General features: G+C 49.4%; 15 protein-coding genes, 1 rRNA gene and 1 other annotated feature. Of the genes, 8 read left to right on the top strand and 8 right to left on the bottom strand.

Translation table 11 applies throughout. The features are described 5' to 3' along the window. Positions 1 to 20: 20 nt before the first annotated feature. The gene (gene trmD / locus A7589_RS06015; RefSeq protein ID WP_000264785.1) at positions 21 to 788 is read left to right on the top strand and encodes a tRNA (guanosine(37)-N1)-methyltransferase TrmD; all 768 of its coding nucleotides are present in this window, start codon (positions 21 to 23) and stop codon (positions 786 to 788) included. Positions 789 to 829: 41 nt separating this feature from the next. Continuing rightward, on the top strand, positions 830 to 1,177 hold the full coding sequence (rplS, locus tag A7589_RS06010) for a 50S ribosomal protein L19 (RefSeq protein ID WP_000065253.1): 348 nt from the start codon (positions 830 to 832) through the stop codon (positions 1,175 to 1,177). Positions 1,178 to 1,253: 76 nt separating this feature from the next. Here rplS and A7589_RS06005 read toward each other — a convergent pair whose 3' ends face one another. From A7589_RS06005 to A7589_RS05990, 4 genes are all read right to left on the bottom strand, one after another. After that, a complete protein-coding gene (locus A7589_RS06005) occupies positions 1,254 to 1,736 on the bottom strand; it encodes an OmpA family protein (RefSeq protein WP_000595359.1) in 483 nt (160 codons plus the stop codon). Between the two features lie 15 nt (positions 1,737 to 1,751). Further along, on the bottom strand, positions 1,752 to 2,975 hold the full coding sequence (gene dgcN / locus A7589_RS06000; RefSeq protein WP_105282792.1) for a diguanylate cyclase DgcN/YfiN: 1,224 nt from the start codon (positions 2,973 to 2,975) through the stop codon (positions 1,752 to 1,754). Beyond that, entirely contained in the window at positions 2,968 to 3,486 is a 519-nt protein-coding gene (gene yfiR, locus A7589_RS05995; protein ID WP_001212409.1) for a regulatory sequestration protein YfiR, read from the bottom strand. Before yfiR ends, dgcN begins: the two co-directional genes overlap by 8 nt. Positions 3,487 to 3,637: 151 nt before the next feature. Further along, the gene (locus A7589_RS05990) at positions 3,638 to 4,003 is read right to left on the bottom strand and encodes a DUF2799 domain-containing protein (RefSeq protein ID WP_000976010.1); all 366 of its coding nucleotides are present in this window, start codon (positions 4,001 to 4,003) and stop codon (positions 3,638 to 3,640) included. Positions 4,004 to 4,211: 208 nt separating this feature from the next. Here A7589_RS05990 and aroF point away from each other — a divergent pair, with 208 nt between their 5' ends. Beyond that, positions 4,212 to 5,282: a 3-deoxy-7-phosphoheptulonate synthase AroF gene (gene aroF / locus A7589_RS05985; protein ID WP_001168056.1), complete on the top strand. Its 1,071-nt coding sequence runs from the start codon at positions 4,212 to 4,214 to the stop codon at positions 5,280 to 5,282. 10 nt (positions 5,283 to 5,292) lie between these two features. Continuing rightward, on the top strand, positions 5,293 to 6,414 hold the full coding sequence (gene tyrA / locus A7589_RS05980) for a bifunctional chorismate mutase/prephenate dehydrogenase (RefSeq protein WP_000225242.1): 1,122 nt from the start codon (positions 5,293 to 5,295) through the stop codon (positions 6,412 to 6,414). A gap of 40 nt (positions 6,415 to 6,454) precedes the next feature. Here tyrA and pheA read toward each other — a convergent pair whose 3' ends face one another. The 4 genes from pheA to bamD form a co-directional block, all read right to left on the bottom strand. Then, a complete protein-coding gene (gene pheA, locus A7589_RS05975) occupies positions 6,455 to 7,615 on the bottom strand; it encodes a bifunctional chorismate mutase/prephenate dehydratase (protein ID WP_000200175.1) in 1,161 nt (386 codons plus the stop codon). Positions 7,616 to 7,637: 22 nt separating this feature from the next. Next, positions 7,638 to 7,763 (bottom strand) — a sequence feature (Phe leader region). Further along, positions 7,715 to 7,762 (bottom strand): pheA operon leader peptide PheL, encoded by a 48-nt coding sequence (gene pheL / locus A7589_RS05970; protein WP_001386991.1) that lies wholly within the window; start codon positions 7,760 to 7,762, stop codon positions 7,715 to 7,717. It overlaps the preceding feature by 48 nt. 102 nt (positions 7,764 to 7,865) lie before the next feature. Beyond that, the gene (raiA, locus tag A7589_RS05965) at positions 7,866 to 8,207 is read right to left on the bottom strand and encodes a ribosome-associated translation inhibitor RaiA (RefSeq protein ID WP_000178456.1); all 342 of its coding nucleotides are present in this window, start codon (positions 8,205 to 8,207) and stop codon (positions 7,866 to 7,868) included. A 270-nt stretch (positions 8,208 to 8,477) separates the two neighbouring features. Further along, positions 8,478 to 9,215 (bottom strand): outer membrane protein assembly factor BamD, encoded by a 738-nt coding sequence (gene bamD / locus A7589_RS05960; protein WP_000197682.1) that lies wholly within the window; start codon positions 9,213 to 9,215, stop codon positions 8,478 to 8,480. Positions 9,216 to 9,349: 134 nt separating this feature from the next. Here bamD and rluD point away from each other — a divergent pair, with 134 nt between their 5' ends. The 4 genes from rluD to A7589_RS05940 all read left to right on the top strand — a co-directional run. After that, positions 9,350 to 10,330, top strand: coding sequence for a 23S rRNA pseudouridine(1911/1915/1917) synthase RluD (gene rluD, locus A7589_RS05955; RefSeq protein WP_000079112.1), 981 nt, complete (start codon positions 9,350 to 9,352; stop codon positions 10,328 to 10,330). Then, entirely contained in the window at positions 10,327 to 11,058 is a 732-nt protein-coding gene (gene yfiH / locus A7589_RS05950) for a purine nucleoside phosphorylase YfiH (RefSeq protein WP_000040125.1), read from the top strand. The genes rluD and yfiH overlap by 4 nt, the downstream gene beginning before the upstream one ends. Positions 11,059 to 11,187: 129 nt before the next feature. Further along, entirely contained in the window at positions 11,188 to 13,761 is a 2,574-nt protein-coding gene (clpB, locus tag A7589_RS05945) for an ATP-dependent chaperone ClpB (RefSeq protein WP_105282793.1), read from the top strand. 446 nt (positions 13,762 to 14,207) lie between these two features. After that, positions 14,208 to 14,303: ribosomal RNA gene (locus A7589_RS05940) — 16S ribosomal RNA — on the top strand; the annotation flags it as partial.

Below are 14,303 nucleotides of genomic sequence, written 5' to 3'. Positions count from 1 at the left end.
AAACGGTAAAAGACGGCGCTATGTGGATTGGCATAATTAGCCTGTTTCCTGAAATGTTCCGCGCAATTACCGATTACGGGGTAACTGGCCGGGCAGTGAAAAATGGCCTGCTGAGCATCCAGAGCTGGAGTCCACGTGACTTCACGCATGACCGGCACCGTACCGTGGACGATCGTCCTTACGGCGGCGGACCGGGGATGTTAATGATGGTGCAACCTTTACGGGACGCCATTCATGCAGCAAAAAGCGCGGCGGGTGAAGGCGCTAAGGTGATCTATCTGTCACCGCAGGGGCGCAAGCTTGATCAAGCGGGCGTCAGCGAACTGGCAACGAATCAAAAATTGATTCTGGTGTGCGGTCGCTACGAAGGTATAGATGAGCGCGTGATCCAAACCGAAATTGACGAAGAATGGTCAATCGGCGATTACGTTCTCAGCGGTGGTGAGTTACCAGCAATGACGCTGATTGACTCCGTTTCCCGGTTTATTCCGGGCGTACTGGGTCACGAAGCATCAGCAACGGAAGATTCCTTTGCTGAAGGATTGCTGGATTGCCCGCACTATACGCGGCCTGAGGTGTTAGAAGGGATGGAAGTTCCGTCAGTGTTACTGTCGGGCAACCATGCCGAGATACGTCGCTGGCGTTTGAAACAGTCGCTGGGTCGTACCTGGCTTAGAAGACCTGAACTTCTGGAAAACCTGGCTCTGACTGAAGAGCAAGCAAGGTTGCTGGCGGAGTTCAAAACGGAACACGCACAACAGCAACATAAACATGATGGGATGGCGTAAGCCCCCGAAATATCAGTTTACCCAGGATAAGAGATTAAATTATGAGCAACATTATTAAGCAACTTGAACAAGAGCAGATGAAGCAGGACGTACCTTCCTTCCGTCCGGGTGATACCGTGGAAGTGAAAGTATGGGTTGTTGAAGGTTCCAAAAAACGTCTGCAGGCATTCGAGGGCGTGGTTATCGCTATTCGTAACCGCGGTCTGCACTCTGCATTCACTGTTCGTAAAATTTCCAACGGCGAAGGCGTTGAGCGTGTCTTCCAGACTCACTCTCCGGTAGTTGACAGCATTTCTGTCAAACGTCGTGGTGCTGTTCGTAAAGCTAAACTGTACTACCTGCGTGAGCGTACTGGTAAGGCTGCTCGTATCAAAGAGCGTCTTAACTAAGATTTCGCTTAAGCGACATCCTGTTAAGAAGGGCTGGCCAATTGGCTGGCCCTTTTTTTATCTATTGAAATTGCGTTTACGGTGCACTAATCACCACAGCGACGCGACGGTTCTCAGCGCGACCCTGTGCTGTCTTGTTACTTGCAATAGGATATTTTTTCCCTAAACCCTGAGTAGTGAGATTACTGCGCGGAATTTGCCCACCCTCAGCCCAGGCATCGGCGACGACATTCGCTCGCTTCAGTGATAAGGCTTCGTTGTAGCTATCTTCACCATAGTTATCGGTGTGACCATCCATACGGGCGTGTGTTAGCCCGGTAGAGGTCAGTTTTGCCGCCATGGTCTGGATTTGTTGCTGACTTTCCGGAAGCAGTTTGTAGTCATTTTTAGCAAACAAAATAGTGTCGGATAAGCCAAGCGACCAGTCACCTGCAGATTCAGTAAAACCATAAGACTGCATAGCAGCGACTTGCTCTGGGGTGAATTTGCCTTGTGGAGTCTGGCAACCAGCCAGTATCAGAGTGGAGAAAACCAGAGGTGCTACCAGTTGCTTTATCATGTAGATATTTCCTTGTTATTTCACCAGCTTTTCGGCGCGCTGATGTTTGGCTTGATACATATTACGATCGGCAAGCTCTTGTAATTTTTCCACAGAAGCGTGTTCGCGAGTCAGAGCGTATCCAATACTTAAGGTCATACTTGTCTGGTGACCGTTATGGAGATCGAATGGGCGATGAAAGGTTTGTGTGAGAGCTGTACAGATACGCTGCACTTCATATTCTGACAGTACGCCATACAGAATCATGGCGAACTCATCGCCTCCTATACGGTACGCTTGATGCCGTTTCCCGCTAAATTCCATTAACCGTGTTGCTATCTCGATCAAGACCTGATCGCCCGTCGCGTGACCCCATGTGTCATTGATATATTTAAAATTATCGCCATCAAGAAAAAGTAAGGCTGAGGTTTCCCGAACGGTAGAATCACTCATTAACGTATTGATGCAGTTGCGGAATGCTGCGCGGTTAGCCAGGCCGGTTAACGGATCATGCAGGGCAGTACGTAAGAGTTGCGCATTTTTTGCCTGTAAACGAAGCTGCCACTCTTCCATTTCATCCAGCAGACTATTGAAGTCGAGGGCAAAGCGGTGAAACTCTGCGATACGCTCTTCCGAAACTCGTCGGGAAAAATTGCGGTTAGATCGCACATCATGAACTACATCAGTAATGTTTTTTAGCGCCTCCACCAGTCCGTTATGCAAATGGCGGGTGAGGGTGATTGCAATGCCTGATGCCAGCAGAATACAACCGGTAAGCACAGCGAGTGAAAACCAGATGAAATGGCTGATTGAACTGTCGCGAGCGGTTAACTGGACTTCGCCGATGATTTTTCCATTGTGGCGAATGGGCTGAATTACCGGTGCGGGAAAGAGCCAGTGGCTAATGAAATTACTGAATCTATCTCCCGGTTCTCTGGCTGTGTAGTGCCAGGATGCAATGATATTTTGCTGATTATCACGTACTTCAGCGGTTGAAAATTGACCTTGCTGCCCCAGCGCGGCCAGGGTTTCTGTCGCTGCCGAACCATCGGCAAAAACGACCGCTGCTTCCAGACTATAAGTCATGGTTGCTGCGGTGAGCGCCAGATTTTTTTGCGTATATTGTTTCAGTGTCAGTACCGACGTCACGGAAAGCAGCAGCCAGATCAGCGTCATGGTGATAAAGATGCTGGTCATGCTGATGTTGCGTAATGCTCTTTTAAACGTTGGTCGCTTATTAAGAGAATTATCGTTATCCATCTTTTTTCTTCCGAGCGAGCATTAAGACATCCGGGTTGACCTTCACACCACTACGCGATAAGGCATCCAGGTTTACGGCAAATCTGACATCATTATTGTTGATGATCAGACAAAAGGCGCTGCCAATAATGCACTCTGCATTTTGTTCGGCAATTAATAATAACGCCTTAGACGGATATTGTTTGATTAATTCCATCTGGAATGTCGGTGATTCGTTGCCAAAATAAAAACCATTGCAGTCTGAAATCAGTGCTTCTTGTTTGCTGTGAATGATGACGGGCAGATAAGGTAAAGAAGTCGCGCCATTATCTTGCAGGGTGGTACTAAAACGTGAAGATGAAAAAATACATAGCTTTGGCGGGCCAGATAACGCTGGCCAGCGAGTGTAGCTGACAATACCGGAAACCATCTGGCGCACATTTTTCGCAGCGTCAGTGGTTTCCTGAGCAAGTAATGGTGCGCTCGGCAGGAGAGAAATTAGCAGTAAAAACAGCCGGTGAGAAAAACGCATTCAGGGATCCTCACCACCGTCGCTCGAAATGCATCGATAATTTTTTCAGAATACTCATTAAAATATCATTCTTTTATGCGGGCGTCATCACGATGAGAATTAAAGTTTGAGTGAGTTAAATCTTATGACTAATTTGTTGATGACGCTCCAGTTAATTTAATCGCATCGTGCTGGCATTTTCCTCTGCCCCTTTTTGCCATGCTTCATGTAGTTGGTTGGCATTTTCAACATTGTTGCAGCTGGCAGGGAAACTTTTACCGGAAAGCCCTCTGGCATAAGTAAAATCGATTTGGCAGGTTTTCTTTTGTCCTTCGGCATATCCTTTAAGGTATACCCTCCGATCAGCCTGTGAATCGCTAAATGTATCGCCATCTTTTATGGCAATACCAGATATTGCATCTTCCATACCAACATCATACCAGTCGGTGCTGGTTAAGTTTGGCGCGTGAGTATAAGGATCAATCTGGCAACCACAAACCACTAAAGCCAACAAGGAACCGATAAATTTTTTCATCATTTTCTCTCCTTTTTCAAAGCATAGCGGATTGTTTTTAATGAGGGTGTAAATTTATTTATACGAATTTGGAGGCCTATAGCTTATTAAAATTGCATGTGTAAAGTAATATTTACGAAATATGGATTGAAATCTTTACTTGCTGTGTTATCGTTACGTCATCCTCGTTGAGGATCAACTATCGCAAACGAGCATAAACAGGATCGCCATCATGCAAAAAGACGCGCTGAATAACGTACACATTACCGACGAACAGGTTCTGATGACCCCGGAACAGTTGAAGGCAGCTTTTCCATTAAGCCAGCAACAAGAAGCCCAGATTGCTGATTCGCGTAAAACTATTTCAGATATTATCGCCGGGCGCGATCCTCGTCTGTTGGTAGTTTGTGGGCCTTGCTCCATTCATGACCCTGAAACCGCTCTGGAATATGCTCGTCGATTTAAAGCTCTTGCCGCAGAGGTCAGCGATAGCCTCTATCTGGTGATGCGCGTCTATTTTGAAAAACCCCGTACGACTGTCGGCTGGAAAGGGTTAATTAACGATCCTCATATGGATGGCTCTTTTGACGTAGAAGCCGGCCTGCAAATCGCGCGTAAATTGCTGCTTGAACTGGTGAGCATGGGGCTGCCGCTGGCGACAGAAGCGTTAGATCCAAACAGTCCGCAATACCTGGGCGATCTGTTTAGCTGGTCGGCAATTGGTGCTCGTACCACGGAATCGCAAACGCACCGTGAAATGGCATCCGGGCTATCTATGCCGGTTGGTTTTAAAAACGGCACCGACGGCAGTCTGGCAACGGCAATTAACGCCATGCGCGCTGCCGCTCAGCCACACCGTTTTGTTGGTATTAACCAGGCAGGGCAGGTTGCGTTGCTACAAACTCAGGGGAATCCGGACGGACATGTGATCCTACGTGGCGGTAAAGCGCCGAACTACAGCCCTGCAGATGTCGCGCAATGTGAAAAAGAGATGGAACAGGCGGGACTGCGTCCGTCTCTGATGGTAGATTGCAGTCACGGTAATTCCAATAAAGATTATCGCCGTCAGCCTGCGGTGGCAGAGTCCGTGGTTGCCCAGATTAAAGATGGCAATCGTTCAATTATTGGTCTGATGATCGAAAGTAACATCCACGAGGGCAATCAGTCTTCCGAGCAACCGCGCAGCGAAATGAAATACGGTGTATCCGTAACCGATGCCTGCATTAGCTGGGAAATGACCGATGCCTTGCTGCGTGAGATTCATCAGGATCTGAACGGGCAGCTGACGGCACGCGTGGCTTAAGAGGTTTATTATGGTTGCTGAGTTGACCGCGTTACGCGATCAAATTGATGAAGTCGATAAAGAGCTGCTGAATTTATTAGCGAAGCGTCTGGAACTGGTTGCTGAAGTGGGCGAGGTGAAAAGTCGCTTTGGACTGCCTATTTATGTTCCGGAGCGCGAGGCATCGATGCTGGCCTCGCGGCGCGCTGAGGCGGAAGCCCTCGGCGTGCCGCCGGATCTGATTGAAGATATCCTGCGTCGGGTTATGCGTGAATCCTACTCCAGTGAGAACGACAAAGGGTTTAAAACGCTTTGTCCTACGTTGCGTCCGGTGGTTATCGTCGGCGGTGGCGGTCAGATGGGGCGCTTGTTCGAGAAGATGCTGACCCTCTCGGGTTATCAGGTGCGGATTCTGGAGCAACATGACTGGGAACGAGCGGCTGATATTGTTGCCGATGCCGGAATGGTGATTGTCAGTGTGCCTATTCATGTGACCGAACAGGTCATCGCCAAATTACCACGTTTACCGCAAGACTGTATTCTGGTCGATCTGGCATCGGTGAAAAATGGACCGTTACAGGCCATGCTGGCGGCGCATGATGGCCCGGTGCTGGGGCTTCACCCGATGTTCGGCCCGGACAGCGGCAGTCTGGCGAAGCAGGTGGTGGTCTGGTGCGATGGACGCCAGCCGGAAGCATATCAATGGTTCCTGGAGCAAATTCAGGTCTGGGGTGCGAGGCTGCATCGGATTAGCGCCGTCGAACACGATCAGAATATGGCGTTTATTCAGGCACTGCGCCACTTTGCCACTTTTGCTTATGGCCTGCACCTGGCAGAAGAAAATGTTCAGCTTGAGCAACTTCTGGCGCTCTCTTCGCCCATTTACCGCCTTGAGCTGGCGATGGTCGGGCGACTGTTTGCTCAGGATCCGCAACTATATGCTGATATTATTATGTCGTCGGAACGTAATCTGGCGTTGATCAAGCGTTACTATAAGCGTTTTGGCGAGGCAATTGAGCTGCTGGAGAAAGGGGACAAGCAGGCGTTTATCGACAGTTTCCGCAAGGTGGAAAACTGGTTTGGCGATTATGCGCAACGTTTTCAGAGTGAAAGCCGCGTGTTATTGCGTCAGGCGAACGACAGTCGCCAGTAGTCATCTTGTGCCGGGGGAGACATCACCCGGCACGATTTCATCACGCCGGATCAACAGGCACTACGTTCTCACTGGGGTAACAGCCCAATACCTTCATCGAACGGGTGATTTCACCTAATTCTTTCAATGCTTTTTGCATTTCCGCTGATTCAAGATTGGCCTGAATATCCAGATAAAACATCTCTTCCCACGGATTACCGTGAATCGGGCGTGATTCCAGACGGGTCATAATCAGATTATGGTTGCGCAGTACCAGCAATGCTTCAACCAGTGCACCAGCTTGTTGTCCGGTCGCTATTAACAGCGTGGTTTTTGCCGGAACCTGGTCAGACACATTAATGGCTTTACGTGCCAGCACCACAAATCGGGTGAAGTTTTGTCGCTGGTTTGCCTCAATACGCTCCAGTACCTGTAAACCGTACAAGGTGCCGCCGGCCTCGCTCCCCAGTGCAGCAATATGCGGTGATTTTGCCTGTGCAACCTTTTCCATCGCCGCAGATGTACTTTCGGTATATTCAATTTTCCAGTGCGGGTAACGATTAAGGAATTTACTGCATTGCTGGAACGGCTGTGGATGGCTGTAGACTGTAGTGATGGTTGATAAATCTGTAGTACCAGAAACCAGCAGGCAGTGGTCGATGGTCAGCGTCATCTCGCCGACAATCGATAAGCTGGTATGTTGCAGTAGATCGTAAACGTCGTTTATGGCACCTGAGCTGGTATTTTCAATCGGTACAACGGCATAGTCGGCCTGACCCGTTTCCACCTGATTAAAAATATCGGCAAATTTTGCGCAACCGCTTTCAATAAATTGTTCGAAATGGCGGGCGGCGTACTGACGTGCGGCAAGGTGTGAATAGGAACCTTTAGGGCCGAGAAAAGCAATACGAGCTGAATGTGGATTAATTTTATTGAGATGCTGCTGGAGCAGTGCCTGCTGAGTTAATACGGAATCTTCAATGATGAGCTGGAACAGGCGAGTAATGTAATGGGCGTCCAGATGGTGCGCTTTACCGAGCGTAATTAATCTTTCCAGTAAATCGCGTTCACGATCAATATCACGTACCGGGCGATGCGAGAGCAGTTTGGCTTTTCCCACCTCGACGGCCAGTTCGCGCCGCTCTGCCAGTAACGCCAGTAATTTTTCATCCAGCGCGCTGATTTTCTCGCGCAGCGCCAGTAATGGGGTTTCCGATGTCATAGTGTTGCCTTTTTTGTTATCAATAAAAAAGGCCCCCCGGTTTGGGAGGCCTTATTGTTCGTCTTCGCATTCTGTTTCACACGACGAAACGCCTCCCATTCAGGGGAAGGTAAAAAAGAATGCGAAGAAGAACGGCGTGTGTTTCATGTTTGTTTCCTTAAGCGACTTCAGTACAGTACCTGTACTGTTTTCACGCTGTCAACAAAAAACGCGCCCGAAGGCGCGTTGGCGATACACTCAATATAAAGGACTACTCTTCTTCAACTTCTTCGACGAAGTTGGCGTCTTTCACCGATGTTGCGGCACGACGTGCTTCGCCTTTGTGCTGCAGTTTATTGAGCTGCCGTTCCAGCTTGTTGATCAATTCGTTAATTGCGGTGTACATATCTTCATGTTTACCACTGGCAACCAGAACGCCGTTAGGTGTATTGATTGTGGCGTCAGCAACGAACCCTTGTGGCTCTTTGGACAGAATGATATGTGGATTAATCAGATGTGTTTGCCATTTTTCCAGTTTGGCGAGACGGTCTGCGACATGTTGGCGGATGGCCGGAGTAATTTCCATTTGTTTGCTGGTAATGTTCATTGTCATAAATTTTACCTCTTGTCTTCCCGTCTTGGTGAATTCAGCATACCGTTCCTGATGTCAAAATATGTGATGGAAATCTCATAATTTTGTCACTTTTTGTCAACGAAGCTTTTTTGTGAGAAATCGCAGGAAGAGGTGTTTTTTTACTTGAGGAATGTCTCAAACCGAGCCATATTTGATGAGATCGGTCGCGACTAAATAGCTTCAGTCACGGTTGTTATAGAATAAAAAAACGGCAGCTTAAGGGCTGCCGTTTTGCGTCTCAGAATTCTGTTATGTATTGCTGCTATTTGCGGCGATGATTTTCGCTACTTTTTCAGCTTGCGCATTCATCTGCATCTGACGGTATGCATTTTCCATCAGCGGCAGCGCATCACGCGTAGCCTTGGTATCCGGGTAATCGCGCAACATGCCTTCTACACGGTTAACGACGGCAACCCATGCACCACGTTCTGTATAGTACTCAGCAACGGAGTATTCATATTTCGCCAGACGATCTTTCAGGAATACCAGACGTTTGGTGGCATCGGTGGTGTACTGACTGTTCGGATAGCCGCGAACCAATTTGGAAAAGTCACTAAACGCAGCTCGTGCATGTTGAGGATCGCGATCGCTACGGTCAACGCCAAAGAACCCTTGCAGCGCACTGTCATCCAGCGCCATATTGGTCAGGCCACGCATGTACATGACATAATCGATATTCGGATGGGTCGGGTTAAGGCGAATAAAACGATCGATGGCAGCCTGCGCTAACGGCAAATCGGCGTTTTTATAGTAGGCGTAGATGAGATCCAGCTGCACCTGCTGCGAATACGGACCAAACGGATAGCGATTATCTAACGCTTCCAGTTGCGTTATTGCCTGTCTCCAGTTACCGTCCTGCAGCTTTTGTTGCGCAGTCGCGTAAATTTCATTTGGCGGATTATCAGGTACTTCTTCCTTTGACCCCGAGCAACCCGCCAAAAACAGGCTTAGTGTGGCGGCTGCCACCAGATATTTCATGCGCGTCATGACGTTTTGACTTTCCTCAAAATGTAATACGGGAGATTCTCTGTTCCTGCTCCCGGTTAAGACCAGCTACAATAGCACACTATATTAAACGGCAAAGCCGTAAAACCCCAACGATAAACGAAGAAGCAGTATATATGGCACAACGAGTACAGCTCACTGCAACGGTGTCCGAAAACCAACTCGGTCAACGCTTAGATCAGGCTTTGGCCGAAATGTTCCCGGATTATTCACGTTCGCGAATAAAAGAATGGATCCTCGACCAGCGCGTGCTGGTAAACGGCAAAGTTTGTGATAAGCCGAAAGAAAAAGTATTGGGTGGCGAGCAGGTTGCCATCAACGCTGAGATTGAAGAAGAAGCGCGTTTTGAACCGCAGGATATCCCGCTGGATATCGTCTATGAAGATGAAGATATCATCGTCATTAATAAACCGCGCGACCTGGTGGTACATCCTGGCGCGGGTAACCCGGATGGCACGGTACTGAATGCGTTGCTTCATTACTATCCGCCCATTGCTGATGTTCCACGTGCGGGCATTGTCCATCGTCTGGATAAAGACACCACTGGTCTGATGGTTGTCGCAAAAACCGTTCCGGCTCAGACGCGTTTAGTCGAATCTTTGCAAAGGCGTGAAATTACTCGTGAGTATGAAGCGGTGGCAATTGGTCATATGACCGCTGGCGGGACAGTAGATGAACCAATCAGCCGCCACCCGACCAAACGTACTCACATGGCGGTGCATCCGATGGGCAAACCGGCGGTGACTCACTATCGCATCATGGAACACTTCCGTGTGCACACGCGTCTGCGGTTGCGTCTGGAAACTGGACGTACGCACCAGATCCGCGTGCATATGGCCCATATCACTCATCCGCTGGTGGGCGATCCGGTTTATGGTGGCCGTCCGCGTCCGCCAAAAGGGGCTTCGGAAGCATTTATCTCCACGCTGCGTAAGTTTGACCGCCAGGCGCTTCATGCAACCATGCTGCGTCTTTATCACCCAATCTCCGGCATCGAAATGGAATGGCATGCGCCTATTCCACAAGATATGGTGGAGCTGATTGAGGTGATGCGCGCCGATTTCGAAGAGCATAAGGATGAAGTTGACTGGTTATGAGTAAGCTGATTGTCCCGCAGTGGCCGCTGCCAAAAGGTGTTGCGGCTTGTAGCTCTACCCGTATCGGCGGCGTGAGCTTGCCGCCTTACGACTCGCTCAACCTCGGCGCCCATTGTGGCGATAACCCGGATCACGTTGAGGAGAATCGCAAGCGGCTTTTTGCTGCAGGCAATTTGCCTTCAAAACCGGTTTGGCTTGAGCAGGTGCACGGTAAAGATGTGCTTAAGCTTACTGGCGAACCTTATGCTTCAAAACGAGCGGATGCCTCTTATAGCAACACGCCCGGCACAATTTGCGCAGTGATGACTGCCGACTGCCTGCCCGTGCTGTTTTGTAATCGTGCGGGAACGGAAGTGGCTGCAGCCCATGCTGGTTGGCGTGGGCTGTGCGCTGGGGTGCTGGAAGAGACGGTTTCCTGTTTTGCTGATAATCCAGAAAATATTCTCGCCTGGTTAGGGCCAGCAATCGGTCCACGTGCGTTTGAAGTGGGGGCGGAAGTTCGCGAGGCATTTATGGCAGTAGACGCCAAAGCGAGTGCAGCTTTTATTCAGCATGGTGATAAGTATCTGGCGGATATTTATCAGCTTGCCCGCCAGCGTCTGGCGAGCGTTGGTGTTGAGCAAATTTTCGGCGGCGACCGTTGTACATATACAGAAAATGAGACTTTCTTCTCTTATCGTCGCGACAAGACCACGGGTCGTATGGCAAGTTTCATTTGGCTGATATAACCTAAAGAATCAAGACGATCCGGTACGCGTGATTTTCTTTTCACATTAATCTGGTCAATAACCTTGAATAATTGAGGGATGACCTCATTTAATCTCCAGTAGCAACTTTGATCCGTTATGGGAGGAGTTATGCGTCTGGATCGTCTTACTAATAAATTCCAGCTTGCTCTTGCCGATGCCCAATCACTTGCACTCGGGCACGACAACCAATTCATCGAACCACTTCATTTAATGAGCGCCCTGCTGAATCAGGAAGGGGGTTCGGTTAGCCCTTTATTAACATCCGCTGGCATTAATGCTGGCCAGTTGCGCACAGATATCAATCAGGCATTAAATCGTTTACCGCAGGTTGAAGGTACGGGTGGCGATGTCCAGCCTTCACAGGATCTGGTGCGCGTTCTTAATCTTTGCGACAAGCTGGCGCAAAAACGTGGTGATAATTTTATTTCGTCAGAACTGTTCGTTCTGGCGGCACTTGAGTCTCGCGGCACGCTGGCCGACATCCTGAAAGCAGCAGGGGCGACCACCGCCAACATTACTCAAGCGATTGAACAAATGCGTGGAGGTGAAAGCGTGAACGATCAAGGAGCCGAAGACCAACGTCAGGCTTTGAAAAAATACACCATCGACCTTACCGAACGTGCCGAACAGGGCAAACTCGATCCGGTGATTGGTCGTGATGAAGAAATTCGCCGTACCATTCAGGTACTGCAACGTCGTACTAAAAATAACCCGGTGCTGATTGGTGAACCTGGCGTTGGTAAGACTGCCATCGTTGAAGGTCTGGCGCAGCGTATTATCAATGGCGAAGTGCCTGAAGGGCTGAAAGGCCGCCGCGTACTGGCGCTGGATATGGGCGCGCTGGTGGCCGGGGCAAAATATCGCGGTGAGTTTGAAGAACGTTTAAAAGGCGTACTGAACGATCTCGCTAAACAGGAAGGCAACGTCATCCTGTTTATCGACGAATTACATACTATGGTCGGCGCGGGTAAAGCCGATGGCGCAATGGACGCCGGGAACATGCTGAAACCGGCGTTGGCTCGTGGTGAACTGCACTGCGTGGGTGCCACGACGCTGGACGAATATCGCCAGTACATCGAAAAAGATGCTGCGCTGGAACGTCGCTTCCAGAAAGTATTTGTCGCCGAGCCAACGGTAGAAGACACCATTGCTATTCTGCGTGGCCTGAAAGAACGTTACGAACTGCACCACCATGTACAAATTACTGACCCGGCAATTGTTGCTGCGGCGACGTTGTCTCATCGCTACATTGCTGATCGTCAGTTGCCGGATAAAGCCATCGACCTGATCGATGAAGCGGCATCCAGCATTCGTATGCAGATAGACTCAAAACCGGAAGAACTCGACCGACTCGATCGTCGTATCATCCAGCTCAAACTGGAACAACAGGCGTTAATGAAAGAGTCTGATGAAGCCAGTAAAAAACGCCTGGATATGCTCAACGAAGAACTGAGCGACAAAGAACGTCAGTATTCCGGGTTAGAAGAAGAGTGGAAAGCAGAGAAAGCATCGCTTTCTGGTACGCAGACCATTAAAGCGGAACTGGAACAGGCGAAAATCGCTATTGAACAGGCTCGCCGTGTGGGTGACCTGGCGCGGATGTCTGAACTGCAATACGGCAAAATCCCGGAACTGGAAAAGCAACTGGAAGCCGCAACGCAGCTCGAAGGCAAAACTATGCGTCTGTTGCGTAATAAAGTGACCGACGCCGAAATTGCTGAAGTGCTGGCGCGTTGGACTGGGATTCCGGTTTCTCGCATGATGGAAAGCGAGCGCGAAAAACTGCTGCGTATGGAGCAAGAACTGCACCATCGCGTTATTGGTCAGAACGAAGCGGTTGATGCGGTATCTAACGCTATTCGTCGTAGCCGTGCGGGGCTGGCGGATCCAAATCGCCCGATTGGTTCATTCCTGTTCCTCGGCCCAACTGGTGTGGGGAAAACTGAGCTTTGTAAGGCGCTGGCGAACTTTATGTTTGATAGCGACGAGGCGATGGTCCGTATCGATATGTCCGAGTTTATGGAGAAACACTCGGTGTCTCGTCTGGTTGGTGCGCCTCCGGGATATGTCGGTTATGAAGAAGGTGGCTACCTGACCGAAGCGGTGCGTCGTCGCCCGTATTCCGTCATCCTGCTGGATGAAGTGGAAAAAGCGCATCCGGATGTCTTCAACATTCTGTTGCAGGTACTGGATGATGGGCGTCTGACTGACGGGCAGGGGAGAACGGTCGACTTCCGTAATACGGTTGTCATTATGACCTCTAACCTCGGTTCCGATTTGATTCAGGAACGCTTCGGTGAACTGGATTATGCGCACATGAAAGAGCTGGTGCTCGGTGTGGTAAGCCATAACTTCCGTCCGGAATTCATTAACCGTATCGATGAAGTGGTGGTCTTCCATCCGCTGGGTGAACAGCACATTGCGTCGATTGCGCAGATTCAGTTGAAACGTCTGTACAAACGTCTGGAAGAACGTGGTTATGAAATCCACATTTCTGACGAGGCGCTGAAACTGCTGAGCGAGAACGGTTACGATCCGGTCTATGGTGCACGTCCTCTGAAACGTGCTATCCAGCAGCAGATCGAAAACCCGCTGGCACAGCAGATACTGTCAGGTGAATTGGTTCCGGGTAAAGTTATTCGCCTGGAAGTTAATGAAGACCGGATTGTCGCCGTCCAGTAATGATAAAACGAGCTCTTCGGGGCTCGTTTTTGTCTATAAGTTAGACGGGAAAGACTATATTTAAGATGTTTTGCCTGAAAAATGAGCGAACGATAAATTTTTTATATTTTTCGCTTGTCAGGCCGGAATAACTCCCTATAATGCGCCACCACTGACACGGAACAACGGCAAACACGTCGCCGGGTCAGCGGGGTTCTCCTGAGAATTCCGACAGAGAAAAGCAAAAATAAATGCTTGACTCTGAAAGAGGAAAGCGTAATATACGCCACCTCGCGACAGCGAGCTGAAAGCCGCGTCGCAACTGCTCTTTAACAATTTATCAGACAATCTGTGTGGGCACTCGAAGATACGGATTCTTAACGTCCTCGGACGATAAATGAATACCAAGTCTCAAGAGTGAACACGTAATTCATTACGAAGTTTAATTCTTTGAGCATCAAACTTTTAAATTGAAGAGTTTGATCATGGCTCAGATTGAACGCTGGCGGCAGGCCTAACACATGCAAGTCGAACGGTAACAGGGATCAGCTTGCTGATTCGCT

The sequence above is a fragment of the Escherichia sp. MOD1-EC6475 genome (assembly GCF_003046645.1).
GTDB lineage: Bacteria > Pseudomonadota > Gammaproteobacteria > Enterobacterales > Enterobacteriaceae > Escherichia > Escherichia ruysiae.
This window is presented reverse-complemented; position numbering and strand designations above follow the sequence as displayed.